Annotated in this window: 22 protein-coding genes and 1 other RNA gene; 7 read left to right on the top strand and 16 right to left on the bottom strand. The window is 45.5% G+C overall.

The annotated features are described in order from the left end of the window. Positions 1–25 precede the first annotated feature (25 nt). Both rnpB and rsmI read right to left on the bottom strand, forming a co-directional pair. An RNA gene (gene rnpB, locus AB6E54_RS06540) (RNase P RNA component class A) lies at positions 26–465 on the bottom strand. Between the two features lie 176 nt (positions 466–641). After that, entirely contained in the window at positions 642–1508 is an 867-nt protein-coding gene (rsmI, locus tag AB6E54_RS06535; RefSeq protein WP_017066241.1) for a 16S rRNA (cytidine(1402)-2'-O)-methyltransferase, read from the bottom strand. Between the two features lie 61 nt (positions 1509–1569). Here rsmI and AB6E54_RS06530 point away from each other — a divergent pair, with 61 nt between their 5' ends. Genes AB6E54_RS06530 through AB6E54_RS06515 form a run of 4 tightly spaced genes read left to right on the top strand, consistent with a single transcriptional unit; the run spans position 1570 to position 4987 of the window. Beyond that, complete coding sequence (locus tag AB6E54_RS06530) at positions 1570–3387, top strand: penicillin-binding protein activator (RefSeq protein WP_372106019.1); 1818 nt, start codon at positions 1570–1572, stop codon at positions 3385–3387. Continuing rightward, on the top strand, positions 3374–3772 hold the full coding sequence (locus tag AB6E54_RS06525; protein ID WP_017059277.1) for a YraN family protein: 399 nt from the start codon (positions 3374–3376) through the stop codon (positions 3770–3772). The genes AB6E54_RS06530 and AB6E54_RS06525 overlap by 14 nt, the downstream gene beginning before the upstream one ends. Before the next feature lie 2 nt (positions 3773–3774). After that, positions 3775–4365, top strand: coding sequence for a phosphoheptose isomerase (locus AB6E54_RS06520; protein ID WP_004729817.1), 591 nt, complete (start codon positions 3775–3777; stop codon positions 4363–4365). Positions 4366–4381: 16 nt separating this feature from the next. Next, the gene (locus AB6E54_RS06515; RefSeq protein WP_017059276.1) at positions 4382–4987 is read left to right on the top strand and encodes a BON domain-containing protein; all 606 of its coding nucleotides are present in this window, start codon (positions 4382–4384) and stop codon (positions 4985–4987) included. A gap of 254 nt (positions 4988–5241) precedes the next feature. Here the strand turns inward: AB6E54_RS06515 and sspB are convergent, their stop codons facing one another. The 8 genes from sspB to zapE all read right to left on the bottom strand — a co-directional run bounded on the left by sspB (position 5242) and on the right by zapE (position 11581). Beyond that, entirely contained in the window at positions 5242–5736 is a 495-nt protein-coding gene (gene sspB, locus AB6E54_RS06510) for a ClpXP protease specificity-enhancing factor (RefSeq protein WP_017072808.1), read from the bottom strand. Between the two features lie 6 nt (positions 5737–5742). Beyond that, on the bottom strand, positions 5743–6378 hold the full coding sequence (gene sspA, locus AB6E54_RS06505) for a stringent starvation protein SspA (protein ID WP_009848943.1): 636 nt from the start codon (positions 6376–6378) through the stop codon (positions 5743–5745). Positions 6379–6475: 97 nt separating this feature from the next. Then, on the bottom strand, positions 6476–7213 hold the full coding sequence (locus tag AB6E54_RS06500; RefSeq protein ID WP_372106017.1) for a cytochrome c1: 738 nt from the start codon (positions 7211–7213) through the stop codon (positions 6476–6478). Then, positions 7210–8475: a cytochrome bc complex cytochrome b subunit gene (locus tag AB6E54_RS06495; protein WP_017061435.1), complete on the bottom strand. Its 1266-nt coding sequence runs from the start codon at positions 8473–8475 to the stop codon at positions 7210–7212. The genes AB6E54_RS06500 and AB6E54_RS06495 overlap by 4 nt, the downstream gene beginning before the upstream one ends. Next, positions 8475–9065, bottom strand: a complete 591-nt coding sequence (gene petA / locus AB6E54_RS06490; RefSeq protein ID WP_017061434.1) for a ubiquinol-cytochrome c reductase iron-sulfur subunit — start codon at positions 9063–9065, stop codon at positions 8475–8477. Before petA ends, AB6E54_RS06495 begins: the two co-directional genes overlap by 1 nt. Positions 9066–9395: 330 nt before the next feature. Next, on the bottom strand, positions 9396–9788 hold the full coding sequence (gene rpsI, locus AB6E54_RS06485; protein ID WP_004740758.1) for a 30S ribosomal protein S9: 393 nt from the start codon (positions 9786–9788) through the stop codon (positions 9396–9398). Between the two features lie 13 nt (positions 9789–9801). Further along, the gene (rplM, locus tag AB6E54_RS06480; protein ID WP_010434689.1) at positions 9802–10230 is read right to left on the bottom strand and encodes a 50S ribosomal protein L13; all 429 of its coding nucleotides are present in this window, start codon (positions 10228–10230) and stop codon (positions 9802–9804) included. Between the two features lie 247 nt (positions 10231–10477). Then, positions 10478–11581, bottom strand: coding sequence for a cell division protein ZapE (gene zapE / locus AB6E54_RS06475; protein ID WP_017061433.1), 1104 nt, complete (start codon positions 11579–11581; stop codon positions 10478–10480). 219 nt (positions 11582–11800) lie between these two features. Between zapE and zapG the strand changes: the two genes are divergently transcribed. The 3 genes from zapG to degS all read left to right on the top strand — a co-directional run bounded on the left by zapG (position 11801) and on the right by degS (position 14961). After that, positions 11801–12256 carry a Z-ring associated protein ZapG gene (zapG, locus tag AB6E54_RS06470; protein ID WP_017061432.1) on the top strand — a complete coding sequence of 152 codons (456 nt, stop codon included), beginning with the start codon at positions 11801–11803 and terminating at the stop codon, positions 12254–12256. A 126-nt stretch (positions 12257–12382) separates the two neighbouring features. Then, complete coding sequence (locus tag AB6E54_RS06465; RefSeq protein ID WP_017061431.1) at positions 12383–13738, top strand: Do family serine endopeptidase; 1356 nt, start codon at positions 12383–12385, stop codon at positions 13736–13738. A 158-nt stretch (positions 13739–13896) separates the two neighbouring features. Beyond that, complete coding sequence (gene degS, locus AB6E54_RS06460; protein ID WP_171732331.1) at positions 13897–14961, top strand: outer membrane-stress sensor serine endopeptidase DegS; 1065 nt, start codon at positions 13897–13899, stop codon at positions 14959–14961. Positions 14962–15063: 102 nt separating this feature from the next. Here degS and parC read toward each other — a convergent pair whose 3' ends face one another. The 6 genes from parC to nudF all read right to left on the bottom strand — a co-directional run bounded on the left by parC (position 15064) and on the right by nudF (position 22025). Continuing rightward, positions 15064–17322, bottom strand: a complete 2259-nt coding sequence (gene parC, locus AB6E54_RS06455; RefSeq protein ID WP_017067236.1) for a DNA topoisomerase IV subunit A — start codon at positions 17320–17322, stop codon at positions 15064–15066. 3 nt (positions 17323–17325) lie between these two features. Further along, positions 17326–19206: a DNA topoisomerase IV subunit B gene (parE, locus tag AB6E54_RS06450; protein ID WP_017061428.1), complete on the bottom strand. Its 1881-nt coding sequence runs from the start codon at positions 19204–19206 to the stop codon at positions 17326–17328. Positions 19207–19445: 239 nt separating this feature from the next. Next, positions 19446–20051, bottom strand: a complete 606-nt coding sequence (yqiA, locus tag AB6E54_RS06445) for an esterase YqiA (RefSeq protein WP_017061427.1) — start codon at positions 20049–20051, stop codon at positions 19446–19448. A gap of 15 nt (positions 20052–20066) precedes the next feature. Further along, the gene (gene cpdA / locus AB6E54_RS06440) at positions 20067–20891 is read right to left on the bottom strand and encodes a 3',5'-cyclic-AMP phosphodiesterase (RefSeq protein ID WP_017061426.1); all 825 of its coding nucleotides are present in this window, start codon (positions 20889–20891) and stop codon (positions 20067–20069) included. Between the two features lie 59 nt (positions 20892–20950). Next, the gene (locus tag AB6E54_RS06435) at positions 20951–21391 is read right to left on the bottom strand and encodes a DUF1249 family protein (protein WP_008222561.1); all 441 of its coding nucleotides are present in this window, start codon (positions 21389–21391) and stop codon (positions 20951–20953) included. A 4-nt stretch (positions 21392–21395) separates the two neighbouring features. Further along, on the bottom strand, positions 21396–22025 hold the full coding sequence (gene nudF / locus AB6E54_RS06430; protein WP_017061425.1) for an ADP-ribose diphosphatase: 630 nt from the start codon (positions 22023–22025) through the stop codon (positions 21396–21398). Positions 22026–22078 lie beyond the last annotated feature (53 nt).

Genomic DNA, 22078 nt, shown 5'->3' with positions numbered 1-22078 from the left:
TTAAGTAATGATGGGTTCTTTATATAGGTGGAGTTGACACATACGCCGGGTTCTGTTCCGCTTGCGCGGTGGTAACCATTCGTCTAGGCCTGCAATCGCTCACAGGCTCAAGCAATCTACCCGCCCCCATACGCGAGCAGCGCAATGCGAGGGCCTATTTGATCTTGCTCCGGGTGGAGTTTACCTTGCTACGAACTGTTGCCAGTCGCACGGTGCGCTCTTACCGCACCCTTTCAGCCTTACCTGTGCCTCTTCCGAAGAAATGAGGCCATCGGCGGTCTTCTCTCTGCTGCACTTGTCGTGGGCTCGCGCCCCCCAGACGTTATCTGGCACCCTGCTCTATGGAGCCCGGACGTTCCTCCCCTCTGCCAGTCTCCCGAAGGACTTCAACGTCAGTTTCCCGAAGGACCTCAACGTCAGTCTCCCGAAGGACATCAGCAAAGCAGCGATTACCCGTTCAACTCCGAGGGCGGATTGTATAGAGATTAGAGTGCAGTGTCTAGCGAGATCACAAATATGCTGCAAACCGCTAAGTAAACGCATGAATTTCACACAATCCAGACAAAAAAAGAGGAATGAAGGGACGACCTTCATTCCTCACAAGCTTTTCAATACAGGTTAGCTACTCTATAAAGAGGTTTCTAGTGGTCTAGATGCTCTAGGCCCCATTTGTATAACGCGTTCTTTTTCAGATTGTAGATTTCTGCCGTCATCGCCGCCGCTTTTTTAAGAGGCAGCTCTTTGGTTAGAATGCCTAGTGTGCGAGTCGCTTCGTCTGGCAGTTCTGTGCTCGCTTCTTCACGGTGGCCGTGAATCAGTAACACCATCTCACCGCGTTTACGGTTCGCGTCTTCTTCAATCCACTCAATAAGTTCACCAAGTGGCAGCCCTTGGATGGTTTCGAAGGTTTTGGTTAGCTCACGCGCCAATACAACCTCACGGTCAGGGCCAAGAATCTCAAGCATGTCTTGTAGAGAATCTGAAATACGGTGTGGTGATTCATAGAAGATGCACGTGCGCTCTGCCTTTGCGATCTCTAAGAACTTGTCTTTGCGACCCTTGCTCTTTGGCGGTAAGAAGCCCTCAAAGCTGAAACGATCTGACGGTAAACCAGAAGCACTTAACGCGGTAATCACAGCACAAGCACCAGGAAGTGGCACAACTCTCACACCCGCTTGACGACATTGTGAGACAAGATGGTAACCTGGGTCACTAATTAAAGGAGTACCCGCATCAGAGACTAATGCGATAGACTGACCTTCTAATAACCTTTCGACTAGAACTTGCGCTTTAGTTTGTTCATTATGATCATGTAAAGCGAACGTTCTGGTTGATATATTGAAGTGAGCAAGCAGCTTACCCGTGTGGCGTGTGTCTTCGGCTGCAATAACATCGACACTTGATAAAATTTCAATTGCTCTTTGAGTGATATCTCCCAAATTTCCGATTGGGGTTGGCACAATGTAGAGAGTTGGGCTCTCTGTGAGCAAGGTTTTGTTATCTGTCATTTGTTTACCATCACTTCAACGATTAATATAAATACAAATTTATACGGAATTTAAAGAACTCATGGCAACGATGAACCATAAGAGACTCAGTGTACCACGCTTACTAACTCCAATTGCATTAGCAATTACATTGGCGGCTTGTTCTTCAGGTCCTCAAGCACCAACGAGCGTTGATATTACACTAGATCCAGCGCAATCAACTGAAAGTTACATGATGCAGGCGGATAGTAGCAAAGGAAGTCTACAAAACGACTGGTTAATCATGGCACTTAAGGCTTCTGTGCAAGCTGGAAAAACCGATCAAGCAACTCTGTTGATCAAACGCTTAGCAAAACAAGAGCTGAGCGAAACGCAACAAGCGGAATGGCAATTAGCTCGCGCTCAACTGTTGGTGAATAACTCGCAGCCTGAACAAGCTTATAGCCAACTGAACTTCCAGCCTTGGTGGAAACTTCCGAACGAGCAGTGGAAAGATTATCACGAGCTACGCGCGAACATTTCTGAAATGCAAAGCGAGTATTTTGAAGCAAGCCGTGAGTTAGTGCTCTATTCAGAGTACCTAGAGGCTGACGACGAGCTTCAACAGCAAACTGCCGACCGTATTTGGCAAAACCTGAATAGTTACTCTCAATACGAGATTCTAGAACTGAAAACATCACCGACAGAAGATGTGCTTTCAGGTTGGTTACAACTGGCAATCTACATGAAGACGCTGAACTCAAATCTTCCAAACCTGCAGGAAACCTTATCGGATTGGTTAGCCGAGAATCCTCAGCACCCAGCTGCTACTTACACACCTCAGGCGATCACCGACATCTTGGCGCTAGAGATCAGCAAGCCAACCAGCACTGCACTGTTGCTGCCGCTAACGGGTAAATACGGTAAGCAAGCACAACTGGTACGTGATGGCTTCATCTTTGCGATGATGAACGACAAAGAACGCGAAGAAGATGCAACGCTGACAGTAATGGATACCAACGTGCAAAGTGCTGCTGAGATTAAAGCGACACTGGAAGAGAACAGCGTTGATTTCATTGTGGGTCCGCTGATCAAGAGCAACATTACTAAGCTTCAGCAAGCGCAGAAAAACCACGAGAATTCGATTCCAGCTTTAGCTCTGAACATTCCAACGCAACTAGAACCTGATACCAATATTTGCTATCTCGCTCTATCGCCTGAACAAGAAGTTGCTCAGGCAGCGAAACACCTATTTGCTCAAGGCTACAAGTATCCGCTTATCCTTGCGCCAAGAGGACGTTTAGGTGAGCGTGTTGAGCAAGCGTTTAAAGAAGAGTGGAAAAAATACAGCAGCAACGATGTGGCTATCAGCTTGTTCTCTGACAAACGCCAACTGCAACGTAATGTGAATCAGGTATTTGGCTTGCAAGAGAGCCAACAACGTATCGCTCAAATGGATGGGTTACTGAACCTAGACCTAGAAACAGAGCCACGCAGCCGTCGTGATATCGATTCTGTCTACATTGTGGCTAAGAACTCAGAGCTAACGCTAATCAAACCCTTCATTGAAGTTGCAATTAACCCTGATGCTAGCCAGCCCGCTCTTTTCTCAAACTCACGCAGCAACAGCGGTGATAAGCAGTATGAAGACCTAACCGGCGTGTTCTACAGCGACATCCCACTATTGGTTGAGAACAAAAACGAGCTTAATAAAGAACTAAACGACCTATGGCCTGCACACTCAAACGGCCAAAAGCGTCTGCAAGCACTGGGAATGGATGCATACTACCTAATGGATGCACTGCCACAGATGAAAGCCGTACAGGGTTACAGCATTCCAGGTGAAACGGGTGTGCTAACCATCGATAACAACTGTGTGGTTCAACGTGAAATCAGCTGGGCAGAGCATGGGGCTTTTTAGCCGAAAGTTCCTATCCAAACCAACCATCACCCACAAACAAGTGGGTGATAAATACGAGGCCGTGGCAAAATCTTATCTGATTAACCACGGTTTATCGTTAATAGAAGAAAACTTCATAGCAAAATGTGGCGAGATTGATCTTATAATGCGCCATAACAATACGGTTGTGTTTGCTGAGGTAAAATACCGCAAGCAAACCCGCTACGGACATGCCGCTGAAATGGTGACTGCCAAGAAGTCACAGAAACTGCTCAAAACAGCCAATGTTTGGCTTATGCAGCAAGGCTTGTCGGTGCACTCTACAGATTTCAGGTTTGATATTGTTGCCATTGAAGGGCCGAATGACACTATCGACTGGATTCAAAACGCGATTACCCAAGGATAAACATGCTAGACAGCATTAAAGAAAGTTTCACAGAAAGTATTCAAATCCAAATTGCGGCTGCAGAAGCTCTGCCTGACGCAATCACGCATGCCGCTCAAGCAATGGTTGCGACCTTGCTTAACGGAAACAAAATTCTTTGTTGTGGTAATGGTGGTTCGGCGTCGAATGCTCAGCAATTTGTATCGTGCCTACTCAACCGGTTTGAAACAGAGCGCCCTAGCCTTCCAGCAATGGCACTCACAGCAGACAACACCACGCTAACGGCTGTGGCTAACGACTACCACTATGAAGAGATCTTCTCTAAGCAGGTGCGTGCATTCGGTCAAACTGGCGATATTCTGTTGGCTATCTCGACTAGCGGTAACAGCAAGAACATCATCAAGGCAATGGAAGCGGCGGTAACTCGCGACATGACCATCATCGCCTTTACCGGTAAAGATGGTGGTGAGATGGCAGGTTTGCTTGGTGAACACGATGTAGAGATTCGTATCCCTTCACACCGTACAGCGCGCATTCATGAAGTACACATGGTGACACTACACTGCCTATGTGACCTAATCGATCAAGTACTCTTCCCTGCTCACGAAGAGTGATATACGGAGCATCACAATGAAATCATTAACCTCTATGAGGCTGTTTAAGCTGATTAGTGTTTCGCTACTTACACTGTCTCTGTCTGGTTGTGCTGGCATTTTCATTGCTGGTGCTGCAACCACTGCAAACCTAGTCACGGATACGCGAACAACCAAAGAGATTTGGAACGACAACAACATCGAATTTGAAGTCGCAGCGATTACCAATAAACAACCATTCCGTGGCAACGTACGTGTCACCGCAAGCTCGTACCGAGGTTCGGTGGTATTGATGGGACAAGCAACCACAGATTCAGAACGTCGCGCTTTTGAAAACCAAGCCAAAGAAGTGGCTGGCGTTGAGAGCATCCACAATCAGGTTCGAGTGAAAGAACCTTTGTCTGTAAGTGCTATTAGTAAAGACAGCTGGATTACCACTAAAGTGAAATCAGCTCTGCTTGCGAATGCTGAGCTTAACGGCATCAAAGTAAAAGTGATTACTGAGGATTCAGAAGTATTCCTGCTTGGACTCGTGACTCGAGAGCATGCCGATATCGCAACAGAAGTTGCTCGTAACATCTCTGGCGTAAAACAGGTCATTCGAGCGTTTGAATATGGTGAAGAAGAGACGGCTGTTAACTAGCCTTAAGCCAGTCAATTGAATGCTATATAGCAGAAAAGAAAAAGCAGCGACGAGTCGCTGCTTTTTTATTTGGTTCGTTATCTAATACCAATCGTAGTAAATAATCTATCATTCTAGCTTGTTAAAAATTTCGATAACTGCGTTAGAATTTTTGATTGTAGAATAACTACTTATCAAAAAATTCCGCCTTGCTCTCAAGCTTTTTTCCTGCGCTATTTCTGATCACTTACTTACTGTGATTGGTATAACTAACGTTATTTGATAACACGAAGGCTTGGGCGACCTTTCGCTGGACGAGGTGGCTCAGGATCTGAGTCAGGCTCTTCAGCATCTACGTCTGCCGTTGCAACGCTCAAAGATGGGCCTTTTTCTGGTTCTTCAAAAGGACTTTCTTCAATCCCTTCTTCAAACGCTTCCATGTAAGCCTCTTCAGGTTCAAACATGGTACCAGCACCATTTTCACGAGCATAAATCGCTTGTACTGCGTAAAGCGGAACGATCACAGAGTGTGGACGACCACTAAAGCGAGCACTAAACGTCACAGCTTCGTTACCCAGTTCAAGTTGTCCAACCGCACGAGGCGCGATGTTCAGAATGATCTGACCATCTTGAACAAACTCTTCTGGAACTCGCACACCCGGTAATGTTGCTTCAACAACAAGGTGTGGAGTTAGTTCGTTATCAACCAGCCATTCATAAAATGCACGAAGCATGTATGGTCGGCGTGGAGTCATATTAGAAATATCCATAAACGCTTAGCGAACGAGTCGCATCTCACGCTCAGCTTCAGTTAGAGAAGCTAGGAATGAATCACGTTCGAATACGCGGTTCATGTAAATCTTAAGCTCTTTAGAACCAGGACCAATCAGTTCGATACCAAGCTCAGGTAAACGCCATAGTAGCGGAGCTAGGTAACAATCAATTAGGCTAAACTCTTCGCTCATGAAGTATTCATACTCAGCGAAGATAGGAGCAAGAGTCAGTAGGTCGTTGCGCAGTTTAACGCGAGCTGCTTCAGATTCTTCAGCGTTGCCTTTAACGATCTTCTCTGCAACTGAATACCAGTTACGCTCAATGCGGTACATCATTAGACGGCTGTTACCACGAGCAACCGGGTATACAGGCATCAACGGTGGGTGAGGGAAACGCTCATCTAGGTATTCCATGATGATCTTCGAGTCATATAGAGCAAGCTCACGATCAACAAGAGTAGGTACTGATTTGTACGGGTTCAGTTCAACAAGCTCTGCTGGTAGATTTTTTTCATCAACCAACTCAACTTCAACACTTACGCCTTTTTCAGCAAGAACGATGCGCACCTGATGGCTATACATATCAGAAGCACTTGAGAAAAGAGTCATTACAGAACGTTTATTGGCAGCTACAGCCATGGAGCCCTCCAGTACACTTTAAATAAAAACAATGGAGGCCTAAAGCCTCCATTGAACATTAACATAATTTGGGAATTAGCACGGTATTATAGCACAATTAGTGCACATCACGCCAATACTCTTTCTTCAGCAAAATCACGATGATAGTGAAGATTACTAAGAAGGCCATTACCCACCAACCCATAGCGTGACGCTCAAGTTGAACTGGGTCGCCCGAGTAAACCAAAAAGTTAACAAGGTCACGAACTGCTTCGTCGTATTCACCAGCACTTAATTCGCCAGAGCCGTCAGTCTCAGTGCCAACAACAACCGTCACTTCCTCGCCATCTACCATATGAGTATCGTAGATTGGTGTTGGGATACCTTGCAGTTCTTCAAGAACGTGCGGCATACCAACGCTTGGGAAAACAATGTTGTTCACGCCAAATGGACGAGACGGATCTTCATAGAAAGTACGAAGGTAAGTGTACAGCCAGTCTGCGCCACGAACACGAGCAACCAATGTTAGGTCTGGTGGCGGAGCACCAAACCAACTTGCCGCTTGATCAGAAGGCATAGCATTAACCATCAAGTCACCGATTTTCGCTTCAGGGTCGAAAATCAGATTTCCCTTCATCAGATCAACGGGGATCTCTAAATCATTCGCAACACGTTCATAGCGCTGGTACTGCGTTGAGTGACAAGCGAAACAGTAGTTCATGAACATCTTAGCGCCATTTTGCAATGAAGCTTTGTCTGTTAAATCATTGTTCGCTTTGTCTAATGGTACGTTTGCACCCGCTGCCATCACCAGTGACGGCAACATAGCAAATAAAATTACAATCCACTTTTTCATTTGAATGTCACCCTTTCTGGTAATGGTTTCGTCGCTTCATTTTTACTGTAGAACCACAGTAGAACGAAGAACATGAAGTAACCTAAGCTAAAGATTTGAGCCAGTAGCGTGTATGTTGGCGTTGCTGGAAGCGCACCAAGTACACCAAGCGCAATAAAGCTTATTGTGAATTGGATGATGTTAATCAAATGCAGTTTGCTACGGTAACGGTAAGAACGCACTTTACAACGGTCGAACCATGGTAGTAGGAATAGCACAACAATAGATGCGCCCATTGCTACAACACCTAGCAACTTATCAGGAACAGCACGCAGAATTGCGTAAAACGGCGTGAAGTACCATACCGGAGCGATGTGCTCTGGTGTTTTCAGTGGGTTAGCAGCTTCAAAGTTTGGCGGCTCAAGGAAGAATCCACCCATCTCTGGGTTAAAGAACAGCACATAACAGAAGAAGAATAGGAAACCGGCCACACCAACCATATCTTTCACGGTCCCGTATGGGTGGAAAGGAATAGAGTCAATGATGTCGTATTTCTTAGTGTAATCCTTGTGGAATGGGAACTGCGTTTTGTAGTCGTCGCCCATTGTGCCTTTAGGAAGTTTCGTCTCAATACCGTCTGGGTTGTTCGAACCCACTTCGTGCAGTGCTAGTACGTGAAGTACGATAAGCAGCAGAAGTACAATTGGTAGAGCGATAACGTGCAGTGCGAAGAAACGGTTCAGCGTTGCACCAGAGATGATGTAGTCACCACGGATCCAAAGCGTTAGGTCATCACCGATAACAGGGATCGCACCAAACAGAGAAATGATTACCTGAGCACCCCAGTAAGACATTTGACCCCATGGTAGTAGGTAACCCATGAAAGCCTCAGCCATAAGCACTAAGAAGATCAACATACCGAAGATCCAAAGTAGCTCACGAGGCTTTTGGTAAGAACCATAGATTAGGCCACGGAACATGTGCAGGTAGATAACAACGAAGAATGCCGAAGCACCTGTTGAGTGCATGTAACGTAGTAGCCAACCGTATTCCACATCACGCATGATGTATTCAACAGAAGCAAATGCACCCTCACCTGACGGTACGTAGTTCATTGTTAGCCAAATACCCGTAAGGATTTGGTTAACCAATACCAACATTGCCAAAGAACCGAAAAGGTACCAAAAGTTAAAGTTCTTAGGCATTGGGTATTCAGATAAATGCTTTTTATACGCATTCATCGCGGGTAGACGTTTCTCTACCCAATCAAGCAATCCTTGCATTACGCGTCTCCCTCGTCCACACCGATCATGATCTTAGTGTCACTCAAATACATATGCTTTGGTACAACAAGATTCAATGGAGCTGGTACGCCTTGGAATACTCGACCTGCCATATCAAACTTTGAACCATGACAAGGACAGAAGAAACCAGACTTAACACCCTGAACTTGTTCTGCAAAAGAATCCGGCAGGTAAGTTGGAGAACAACCTAAGTGCGTACAGAAACCAACAGCAACGAAGAATTCCGGCTTAATTGAACGGAACTCGTTCTGTGCGTATTCTGGTTGTTGTTCAGCTTCAGATTGAGGGTCACGAAGTTGACCACCGATCGATTTTAGGTTTTCTAGTACCGACTCAGCACGGCGTACAACCCATACAGGTTTACCTTGCCACTCGACACGAACCATTTGTCCCGGTTCTAACTTACTGACTTCCACTTCCACCGGCGCGCCCGCAGCTTTCGCCTTGGCACTCGGATTCCATGATTTAATAAAAGGCACGGCTACAGCAGCTGCTCCTAAACCACCAACAACGGCTGTTGTTGCGGTTAAGAAACGCCTGCGACCGTTATTTAAAGGCGCGTTGCTCATCCAAACATTCTCCCATTTGCTCCTTGTGGATTGAAATAATTCCGATTAAAGAGCATGGCTAACAAAATATGTATTTAGTTCTATTTATTGACGGCAAATGATAAATAAAACCCTACTTTTTGACAAGATAAAGCTACCTTTTTGTAACAATCATGAGGCAAAGCGCACATTGGGTTACAAAAGCTTTCAAAATATAAGAATTTGGAAATAAAACGAGGAAGGGAAAGCGTTTAGAGGGGGTATAAAAACAAAAAGCCCGGCATATAGCCGAGCTTTGAACCACAATTCCAGTCGTAAAACTGGGGGCGTGTACTTTTTCGTAAAGAAAAATTAACGCTTAGAGAATTGAGGTTTACGACGTGCTTTACGTAGACCAACTTTCTTACGTTCAACGCAACGAGCGTCACGAGTAACGTAGCCAGCTGCACGTAGAGCAGGACGTAGAGTTTCATCGTACTCCATAAGAGCGCGAGTGATACCGTGGCGGATTGCGCCAGCTTGACCAGAAATACCACCACCAGAAACAGTGATGTAAAGGTCAAGTTTCTCAGTTAGTTCAACTAGCTCAAGAGGTTGCTTAACAACCATACGAGAAGTTGGACGACCGAAGTAAACATCAAGGCTACGCTTGTTGATTACGATCTCACCAGAGCCTGGTTTGATGAAAACACGAGCTGCTGAGCTTTTGCGACGACCAGTGCCGTAGTATTGATTCTCTGCCATTTTCATAATCCCCTTAGATGTCTAGTACTTGTGGCTGTTGAGCAACATGGTTGTGCTCAGTACCAGCGTACACTTTAAGCTTACGGTACATCGCGCGGCCTAGAGGACCACGTGGAAGCATACCTTTAACTGCTAGTTCTAGAACCATTTCTGGTTTCTTAGCAATTAGCTTTTCAAAAGTGATAGTTTTAAGACCACCTGGGAACTCTGAGTGACGGTAGTAAACCTTACCCTTAGCTTTGTTACCAGTTACAGCAACTTTCTCAGCGTTAACAACGATGATGTAATCACCAGTGTCTACGTGAGGAGTGTATTCTGCTTTGTGCTTGCCGCGTAGGCGAGAAGCGATTTCACTTGCTAGACGGCCAAGAGTTTTGCCTTCAGCGTCTACAACATACCAGTCGCGTTTTACAGTTTCTGGTTTAGCAACGAAAGTTTTCATGCTAATAATTACCTATTTAAAAAATTTACACTTAAGGAATACTCGCGTATTCCCACTGTCTAAGAGTTACCATTCATCACCCCTTCGAGTGTTGGAAAACTCTTGGCATAACGTGATTTTACTCATCGCTAGAGGCCCGCAGTAACGGTAGGTCGCAGGATTATAGAGAAGAGCGAAGAAAAAATCACCTCTTTTTGAACAAAATCACGATTTTTTTAATTCTATTTCTTATTCGAGATAATCAAAGCTAACTTAAGTGTTCTTTTGCCAAATATTCATGGCTCTGCATTTCAATTAAACGCGACTGACAACGTTTAAATTCAAACTCTAGCTGACCATGGGTGTATAGCTTTTCTAGCTCCACTTCCGCTGAAATAATCAGCTTCACATTGCGCTCGTAGAACTCATCAACTAATGCAATGAAGCGCCTCGCAGCGTCATCTGAAGTCGCGCCCATTTGCAATACATCCGCCAATAGAACTGTGTGATAAACCCGAGACAACTCAATATAGTCGTTCTGGCTACGAGCCGACTGACAAAGCTGAGCAAAGGTACCATGCAGTACGCCATCACTCGCTTCGACTACATCTAATTGACGGTGGTTAACCTCTATCTGCTTAAGCTTCTCTTTATCTTCACCAACGAGCTGAGCGTAATACTTTTCGAGATTAATATTCGCTTGGCTATCTAGCGGGTAATGGTAAATCTCAGCCTGTTCTAAGGTACGTAGACGATAGTCAATACCACTATCGACATTAAGGATATGACAGTTGTCTTGAATGAGCTTGATGGCAGGTAAGAAACGCGCTCGCTGTAACCCGTTGCGATACAGATCCGCAGGTGGAATATTAGAGGTCGCAACCAAGATAGCGTTTCGAGCGAATAACTCTTGGAACAAGGTTCCTAGGATCATCGCATCGGTGATGTCTGAAACAAAGAATTCGTCGAAACAGATAATGTCCGCTTCTTCCTTCAACTTGTCTGCGACTAAAGGCAATGGATCACTCACATTACCTAGCGCCTTTAGCTCATCATGAACTCGATACATAAAGCGGTGAAAGTGAACACGCATTTTTTTAGTGGTCGGTAAGGCATCATAGAACGTATCCATTAGGTACGTTTTTCCTCGCCCTACGCCACCCCAAAAATAGAGACCTTTCGGTGGTTGTGGCAGTTCTGGCTTTTTGCCTAGTAATTTCTGGAAGCGAGTCAGTTGAGGAATGGGCGTATTCATGTAATCTTGAAATTGATGAAAGAGTTCATCTAAAGATTTTACGGCTTGCTCTTGTGCTGGATCTCTTTGAAATCCATGTTCTTTTATATCTTGTTCGTATTTTTTAATGGGATTCATGACGACATTTCCACAATGAAAGCAATATCAGACAACAACTAAAAATGAGCCCAAACAGTACGAGGAATAACGTGATGTGGTGAATAATTCAGCATCAAACTGCTAACTAGCGCACACGCATTTCTCTTTATACTGCGGCTTTCTCATAGTACCATGGAGCCGTATCACGTGTAACTAAGCAGTAACAAACATGTTAAAAAACAATAATAAGGAGCTGTTATGCCTTGGATGTATGCCGTTGCCGGTTTACTAGTCGGAGTTATTTTAGGGGTCGCTATTTCTCGTCTCATGACACCTGAATACAAAAAACAAAAAAACGTACAGAAAGAATTGGATAGCGCAAAGTTTGCCCTTGAGCAGCAGCGACAAGAGCTGGCTGATCACTTTGCGAAATCAGCAGAAATGTTGGACACATTAGGTAAAGACTACACAAAACTGTACCAACACATGGAAAAAACAAGCTCAGAGCTGATTCCTAACCTGCCAGAGCAAGATAACCCGTTTGTGAAAACAGCCGCTGCCCATTCGGACAAACCACAAGAGAAGCCTTCAGTAAAAGAGGCGACACTTGAGGAACAACCGAAAGATTACGCTAATGGCGCAACCGGTTTATTTACAGAGCAGAAGAAAGAAATCATGAATGCTCCCGATGTTGTTACAGCAAAAGCATCGTAAACATTTAACACTTCTGTGAACTTTACAAAGGTTTTTGAGTCATAACTTTCACTCAGGTCATTTGAAACTTATCATACTTATTAAACGTATAAGAGGGTTAAGACCTTAACTAGAGAGGAGTTTATGATGAAAAAACCTTTGCTTGCTTTATCAGTGCTAACTTTAAGCTTAAGTTCAATCATCACCCCCATTAAAGCAACAGCCGCACTGCCATTAAGTGTGGGTAATGAACAATTACCGAGCCTTGCTCCTATGCTTGAACAAGTGACCCCCGCTGTGGTTAGTATTGCCGTAGAAGGCAAACAGGTACAACGTCAGCAAATCCCTGAACAATTTCAATTCTTTTTTGGTCCAGAACAAACACGAGAGCGTCCCTTCCGCGGATTAGGCTCTGGTGTCATCATTGACGCCGAGAAAGGTCATATCGTGACCAATTACCATGTCATTAATGGTGCGGACGATATCAAAGTAAAACTGCATGATGGTCGAGAGTACGATGCTGAGCTAATCGGCGGCGACCAGATGTCTGATATCGCACTGCTAAAATTAGAAGAAGCCAAAAACCTGACCCAGATAAAAGTCGCAGACTCAGACAAACTAAGAGTTGGTGATTTTAGTGTCGCGATCGGTAACCCATTCGGACTTGGGCAAACCGTGACATCCGGTATTGTTTCTGCACTCGGCCGTAGCGGCCTGAATCTAGAAAACTTTGAAAACTTCATTCAAACCGATGCAGCAATCAACAGCGGCAACTCTGGTGGTGCGCTAGTGAACCTTAACGGTGAGCTAATTGGTATCAACACCGCCATTCTTGGCCCTAACGGAGGTAATGTCGGTATCGGCTTTGCAATCCCTTCTAATATGATGACAAACCTGACAGAACAAATTCTCGACTTCGGTGAAGTAAAACGCGGCATGCTTGGCGTTCAAGGCGGAGAAGTGACCTCTGAATTGGCAGAAGCACTCGGTTATGAATCAAGCAAGGGCGCCTTTGTTAGCCAAATCGTCCCTGACAGCGCAGCCGATAAAGCAGGACTGAAAGCGGGCGATATTATTGTCTCTATTAATGGCAAACGCATTGATACCTTCAGCGAGTTAAGAGCTAAGGTCGCAACACTCGGCGCTGGTAAGCAGATTGAACTGGGTGTGGTTCGTGACGGTAAGAGCAAAACCTTTGATGTGACGCTTGGTGAATCCACCAATAATAAAACACAAGCTGAGAAGCTCCATGAAGGACTAGCTGGTGCTGAGTTAACCAACACAACAGAGAGTGACTCTGCAACGGGCGTCAAGGTATCGAATGTTGCTCAAGGTTCACCAGCCGAAGCCTATCAACTCCTGAAAGATGACATCATCATCGGAGTAAACCGCCAGCCCGTTAAGAACCTTGCTGAGTTTAGAGAGATTCTTGAAAAACAACCTGGTGTACTGGCGCTTAATATCCAGCGAGGCGACCGAACTATCTATCTTGTGATTCGATAGTCTTACGTCAGCGCAATTACAGGGAGGCTCAGTAAGTTTGCTTTAAACTTACTCAGTCTCCCTTTTCTTTAGATCAATCAAAATGCTATGCTTCACTTGTAATCAAATCAGTCATCCATTGATGGAGGCTTCACACCTTACTTGTTGAAGAGGGAAACATGCTGTCCTTTCTATTTCGTTCTATTTCCCTTGGACTCGTTTCAGCGGCGCTTATTCTTCTCGCCTTCCCGAGCTTAAGACCAGCGATTGTCGCTGACGTCACTAGCCCTAAAGTCGATAATATTGGCTCTCTTCAGATTTCATTTAACCAAGCAGTTCGCCGCGCGGCGCCTGCAGTGGTTAACATTTATAGCCGTAAATACGCTGAAAGCGATCGAAACAAACTGCTCACACAAGGTTTGGGCTCTGGGGTGATTGTTAGCGAGAAAGGCTACATCATTACCAACTTCCATGTGGTGGCTCAAGCAGACCAAATAGTTGTGGCACTTCAAGATGGCCGAGTAGCAGCTGCGCAACTTGTCGGTTCAGACAAACGCACCGATATCGCGATACTTAGAGTCAGCGGTGATAATCTACCGGTGATCCCACTCAATCCTAATTACAAAGCCAATGTCGGTGATGTTGTACTGGCTATCGGTAACCCATACAACCTAGGTCAAACAACAACCTTTGGTATCATCTCTGCAACCGGCCGTTCTTCGATCAGTGCCGATGGCCATCAAGCCTTTATCCAGACCGATGCGGCAATCAATGAAGGTAACTCAGGTGGCGCACTGGTGAACTCACAAGGTGAGCTAGTCGGTATCAATACCGCCTCTTTCCAGCAAGCTACCGACATGGAAACCTATGGGATCTCATTCGCTATCCCCTATCCGCTTGCTAATAAAATCATGGAAAAGATCATCGCCGATGGTCGTGTGATTCGTGGCTATATTGGTATCGATGGACAAGACATCAACTCAGTCACCTCACGCATGTTGGGTACTAAGAATATCGGCGGGATCGTTGTGTTGGGGATAGACCCTAATGGTCCGGCTGCCGATGCGGGTTTTGAAGCTCAAGACATTATTGTCAGTATCAACGATAACCAAGTAAATGGTCGCCAGAGTGTAATGGACATCGTTACCGACCTGCGACCTGGTACAGTTATCGATGTGGGTATATTGCGCCAAGGTGAAAGCAAAACCTTAAAGGTGACCATCGCCGAAGATGCTCGCCTGTAGAGCAAACTCTGTAAGCAATGATTCAAGCTGCTAATACACAAGTACAAAAAACCCAGCTCATAGGCTGGGTTTTCTTTTATCTAAAGATTGTTTCAAGTATCTCTACGATTCACTTTGCTCTTCGATATCGATGCGAGTCACTCGCTGTAGTCCTCTAGGCAGTAGACCACCACGACGACCACGTTCACCACGGAAGTTTTCAAGATCCGCAGGTTTCAAACCAAGCTTACGTTTACCGGCGTAGATCGTCAGCGTCGCATTCTCTGGGATAGCCATAAGATGTGAGACAAACTCTTCACGCTCTTTTGCTTTCGCAGAAGGGATGTTGATGATCTTGTTGCCTTTACCTTTGCTCAGCTGAGGGAGATCTTTAATCGGGAACAACAACATACGACCTTGGTTAGTAATCGCCAGAATCTGATTACTGTCCAAGTCAGCAATAGGGCTTGGCATCATCACTTCAGAAGCTTGTGGCAAGTTAACCAAGGCTTTACCGCTCTTGTTCTTGGACAGCAGATCGCTACCCTTACAAACAAAACCATAACCTGCATCAGAACCGACTAACCATAATTGTTCATTCTCTCCCATCACCACTTGGCGAATAGAAGTACCTGGGCTGACGTTCAAGCGGCCTGTAATTGGCTCACCTTGGCTTCGCGCCGACGGTAATGAATGTGACTCAAGGGAGTAGCTTCGACCATCACTGCCGAGGAACACCGCTTGTTGGTTACTCTTACCCTTAGCACTCGCTAAGAATTTATCACCCGATTTGTAGTTCAAACCTTCAGCGTCAACTTCATGCCCCTTGGCATGACGAATCCAACCTTTCTCAGACAACACAACCGTGATTGGTTCGCTTGGTACTAAGTCGCGCTCTGTTAGCGCTTTCGCTTCAGCGCGCTCAATCAGAGGTGAACGACGATCATCGCCGTATTTATCCGCATCTGCTTGGATTTCTTTCTTGATCAGCGTATTCAAGCGACGCTCTGAACCGAGTAGCTTTTCAAGCTTCTCACGTTCAGCTTCAAGCTCTTCTTGTTCCGCTCGGATTTTAAACTCTTCTAACTTAGCTAAGTTACGAAGTTTAATATCAAGAATCGCATTGGCTTGAATTTCAGAAATGTTGAAACGGCTCATTAGGACAGGACATGGTTCGTCTTCTGTACGAATGATCTCAATCACTTCATCGATATTAAGATAAGCAGCAAGCAAACCTTCTAAGATGTGCAAGCGTGCCAGTACTTTATCTAAACGGTACTGCAAACGACGGCGAACCGTTGTGCGACGGAACTCGATCCACTCTTTCAGGATTTGAACTAAGCCTTTAACTTGAGGACGATTATCTAAACCAATCATGTTCAAGTTAACGCGGAAGTTTTTCTCTAGATCCGTCGACGCGAACAGGTGACTCATCAATTGGTCACAGTCGATACGATTCGAACGAGGAACGACAACGATACGCGTTGGGTTCTCGTGATCCGATTCATCTCGCAAGTCGTCAACCATTGGCAGCTTCTTAGCGCGCATCTGGTTAGCGATTTGCTCAAGTAACTTCGCACCTGACACTTGATGAGGTAAAGCCGTGATAACAATATCAGAGCCTTCCTTGTGCCAAACCGCGCGCATCTTGATGCTGCCACGTCCAGTACGGTAGATCTTTTCGATGTCCGATTTCGGGGAGATAATCTCAGCTTCAGTCGGGTAATCTGGACCTTGAATGAAACCCATCACGTCTGAAAGCTCAGACTTAGGCGTATCAATTAGGTGAATGGCTGCATTAGCGACTTCACGCACGTTGTGTGGTGGAATATCGGTCGCCATACCTACCGCGATACCTGTAATACCGTTAAGTAGGATGTGAGGTAGGCGAGCAGGCAACATTTGAGGCTCTTTCATCGTGCCATCAAAGTTTGGTTGCCAGTCAACAGTGCCTTGACCTAGTTCACCTAGAAGAACCTCAGCAAACTTAGATAATTTGGCTTCGGTATAACGCATCGCAGCGAACGATTTCGGATCATCAGGAGCACCCCAGTTACCTTGACCATCTACCAATGGGTAGCGGTAAGAGAAAGGCTGCGCCATCAATACCATCGCTTCGTAACAAGCAGAGTCACCATGTGGGTGATACTTACCTAATACGTCACCAACGGTACGTGCTGATTTTTTGTATTTCGATGCAGCCGATAAGCCTAGCTCAGACATCGCGTAGATAATACGACGCTGTACTGGCTTCAAGCCATCACCGATATACGGCAATGCACGATCCATGATCACGTACATTGAGTAATTTAAGTAGGCATCTTCGGTGAACTTGCGCATTGGCAGCTGTTCAACGCCATCATATGTAATTTCGTTAGACATCCATTATACCTCGGCCATATCACCGTTAGTCTGTAGCCATGTACGGCGATCATCTGCACGTTTCTTACCAAGCAGCATGTCCATCATCTCGTTGGTTGCTTCGCTGTCATCAATCGTTAACTGAACAAGGCGACGAGTGTTTGGATCCATGGTGGTTTCACGCAACTGAAGTGGGTTCATTTCACCCAGACCTTTGAATCGTTGCACGTTGATCTTGGCTTTCTTCTGCGATAGTCGCTCAAGCACACCGTCTTTCTCTGCGTCATCAAGTGCGTAGAACACTTCTTTACCGCAATCGATACGATACAGAGGAGGCATTGCCACATAGATATGACCCGCTTCAACCAAAGCATGGAAATGACGAGTAAACAATGCACATAGCAGTGTCGCAATATGAAGACCATCCGAGTCCGCATCGGCAAGGATACAGATCTTACCGTAACGCAGGCCGGACAAATCATCGTTGTCCGGGTCGATGCCTAGAGCCACCGAGATGTCGTGCACTTCTTGCGAAGCCAATACTTGGTCTGCTGACACTTCCCATGTATTTAGGATCTTACCGCGAAGTGGCATAACTGCTTGGAACTCACGATCACGTGCTTGTTTAGCAGAACCACCCGCCGAGTCCCCTTCCACGAAGAAGATTTCGGTACGGCTTAAGTCTTGAACTGAACAGTCAGTTAGCTTACCCGGCAGTGCTGGGCCTGAAGCGATTTTCTTACGCACAACCTTTTTGCTTGCGCGCATACGGCGGTGGGCATTCGCAATACAAGCTTCTGCTAGCTGTTCTGCCAGTTGTGGCTTTTCGTTCAACCACAGGCTAAACGCATCTTTTACCACACCAGACACAAACGCAGCAGTTTGACGTGAAGACAAGCGCTCTTTTGTTTGACCAGCAAACTGCGGATCTTGCATCTTCACCGACAGTACGTACGAACAGCGATCGAAGATATCGTCGCCCGTTAGCTTAACGCCACGCGGCAGCAAATTACGGAATTCACAGAACTCACGCATTGCATCAAGAAGACCTTGGCGAAGACCGTTTACGTGTGTACCACCTTGTTTAGTCGGTACTAAGTTCACGTAACTTTCGGTGATCATGTCGCCGCCTTCTGGCTGCCAGATGATCGCCCAGTTTGCCATTTCTGTTTCAGCAACGAATTCGCCAACATACGGTTCTTCAGGCAGCAAGGTGTAACCTTTCACGCCTTCGGCAAGGTAGTCTTTTAGACCATCTTCATAGAACCATTTATGCTCTTCACCACCGACTTTGTCGATAAAGGTAATTTCTAAACCTGGGCAAAGCACTGCTTTTGCACGTAGGTTGTTAATCAGACGAAGTGTCGAGAATTTAGGGCTATCGAAGTACTTAGGATCAGGCCAGAAATGTACTGATGTACCACTGTTACGATGACCACAAGTGCCCGTCACAGTAAGCTCTGTTACTGCATGACCGCCTTCAAGTGCGATCTCGTGAACCTGACCTTCTCGGCGTACGGTCACTTCAACACGTTTTGACAGCGCGTTTACAACCGAGATACCTACACCGTGCAGACCACCAGAGAACTTATAGTTGTTATTCGAGAATTTACCGCCAGAGTGGAGCTTAGTTAAAATCAGCTCAACACCTGAGATCCCTTTTTCAGGGTGGATATCGACAGGCATACCACGGCCGTCATCGGTAACTTCTAACGATTGGTCTGCATGAAGTACCACTTTGATCTTCTTAGCGTGTCCCGCTAGTGCTTCATCGACCGAGTTATCAATGACTTCTTGGGCAAGGTGGTTAGGTCTTTCTGTCTCGGTATACATTCCCGGGCGGTGTCGCACAGGGTCGAGACCTTCAAGTACCTCGAGGTCTTTTGCATTATATTGTTCAGTCATAATACGGAGTTTACTCAAAAAGTTTGCGTCAGTTCGCTGGCTCCAGTTTCACTAAAGCAGAATCATTACTATGAACCGTCATAGTAGAGCGAACGAGCGAAGTATTGGGGAATATAGTCTGGAAGCTGAGTAATGATGTCAAGCTAGTTCAAAAACTAAGACATCAAACTATGATATTTCACCATTGATAGATGAAATAACAGGCAAACAAGAGAAAATCACTTGGTTGGTGGAACAGATTAAAGATTTAGAAAGGTGATGATTTGTTGTGGGTAGCGTTCAAAATCAACAAAGCTATGATCCCCGCCCTCTTCTACTGTCTGTGTTGCACCTTGGTACTTCTCTACCGCTTGTCGGTAATCCAGAACTTCGTCTTCCGTTTGCTGAAGTAACCAGAAGTCGCTCGGCTTAGCGATAGCCGAAACCTCTAACGCCTTCAGTTCATCAATATGTTTTGTTTCCAGTACATATCGTTCATCTGTGTATGGGTTTACTTGTTCACCTAAATAGTCAGCAAGAAGCTCATACGGCTTCACTGCTGGGTTTACAACCACCGCTTTAAAACCATAGTGGCTATTCAGCCATGTTGAAAGATAGCCACCCAGCGAGCTACCGACCAACGCTATTTGATATTGCTCTTTGTATTGCTCCACCAGCTGCTGTAAATGAAGTGCCGCTTGTTGAGGGAAACTCGGCAGTTGAGGGGTTACGACTTTAATATCAGCGCGATGCTCCGCACAGTAATCTGCCATCACATTCGCTTTATGAGAACGTGATGAGCTGTTAAATCCGTGAATATAGAGAAGCAGCGATGGCTTATTAGCTTGTTGATTAGAGCCTGGCATCAATAACCGCCTTCATTAGTAACCAGCAGCCTTAAAATCAGGCAAGAACTGCCCATGAGGCAGACGACGAACTTGCGTGCTAACGGTACCGTCTTGATGTAATTCAATCTCTCTCCAGCCCGGAGACAAAGTATCAACCGCGAAGTCATCTGAGTTAGGTTTGAATTGCACACAAGTCGACGGTGTTGCCATGACTTGTACACCATGATGATCTCGGTTCATGTCTTGATGAACGTGACCACACAGTACGGCTTTAACATTGGTGTGCTGTTGAACCACATCCCAAAATTGATCGGCGTCTTTTAGGTTATGTTGATCTAACCATGCGCTGCCAACCAACAATGGATGGTGGTGCAATAGAACCAAGGTATTACGTTCAGGGAACTCCGTCAGCTTCTGTTCTAATAGGTCAAGCTGTTGATCGCTGAGGCGACCATGAGGCACACCAACCACCTGCGAGTCTAGCATCACCATCTGCCAGTTATCGCCTAGCAAGACATGCTCAACACACTGTATTTGTGGTGATGGTAAAACACTGCCCATATTAGGCTTAAAGTCATGGTTCCCTGGCAGCCAATAGCATGGCTTTTCCAAAGGCTGAATCCCTGACTCAAATTTCTGGTACGACTCAGCACTGTGATCTTGAGATATATCACCGGTTGCTAAAATCGCTTGATAGTCAAAGCCCTGACTAACAATGCCATCGACTACAGCACGAAAGCTATCTTGAGTGTTGATGCTTAATAAGCTGCCATTGCTCGGCGCAAATAAATGCGTGTCCGTTAGCTGCACAAGCTTAATAGTGCTCTCATCAAATTTTGAAGTGTGTGATAATTCCAAAATAACAAATCCAGATACGTTACTGTTTAGACTTTAAAAGTGTTGATAAATAGGCTCAATTAAAAGGCAATTGGGGTTCGGCTGATACCCGTTTTTAAACAAAACGTTAACCATTCCCCAAGAAATTTATTCAATTGAAATTTCTCGTCCTTTTGCAGAAGCTTAGTGTTGGGGTAGTCATATTTCGCTTTGACTCGCGAAAAATCCCCGCTAGCGCACACTTCTGCAACTCGAGCGTCGTGATATAGCCTGACAGACATTTTTGGCAAAGGAAACACTGGCATCGCATCACTCTGACATATATCTATTAATGTGGTGTATTTTGTGACCTCATTCACTGTCAATTGATACACCATATTAACGGCTTGGTAACAGCGAACGTCACCAACCTCATGCCCAACCGGTAACAAAGCGTTCAGTTTGGCATAGTTAGTCTCGTAAACTCGCATCAATTCAGCAAGATCAACATGATACGGTTTTTTGACCGCGATATTTGGCATGACGTTAATCTATCCACTCTGACTGTAATTCTTGGTAGTTCAATTGTAGCCACTGTAGCGCAATGATCGTGGCTCCATTTTCAAATACACCATCTTTTACCAACTGATAAGCAGCTTCGCGACTCATCACTTGTACACGAATGTCTTCACCTTCGTAGTCCAATCCGTGTACCCCTTTGGCTGTCGTTGCATCAACACAGCCAACAAAGACGTCGAGCTTTTCAGAGCAACCACCAGATGAAGGATAATACGAAGTAATAGGCAATACAGATCCGACTTCGACTCCGGCTTCTTCCATTGCTTCACGACGAGCGACGTCTTGTGGCGATTCGTCCGTATCAATGATCCCAGCAACAATTTCGTATTGCCATGGGTTCTCATGCTCTAGGGCTCCGACACGGATCTGTTCGACGATCACCACTTCATCACGCACAGGATCATAAGGTAGCAAAGCGGCAGCATGTCCACGCTCAAACATCTCACGCTCTATTGGTTGGCTCCAGCCTCCCTCAAATAGTCTATGTTTAAATGTGTACTTGACCATTTTGAAAAAACCACGAAACAGCGTCTCTTTTGAGACTATTTCCACATCTTGCGGAGTAAACTCATGTCGTTGATTGTCATACTGTTGCATTTGGTACCTCACTAAGTGATCTTTATAGTTTACTCATTGTCCGAGTTAACTAC

Source organism: Vibrio sp. 10N.247.311.49, from assembly GCF_041467655.1.
In the GTDB taxonomy this organism is placed as follows: Bacteria; Pseudomonadota; Gammaproteobacteria; order Enterobacterales; family Vibrionaceae; genus Vibrio; species Vibrio crassostreae_C.
The sequence above is the reverse complement of the archived record's forward strand: the minus strand, read 5'-3'. Positions and strand labels throughout refer to the sequence as shown.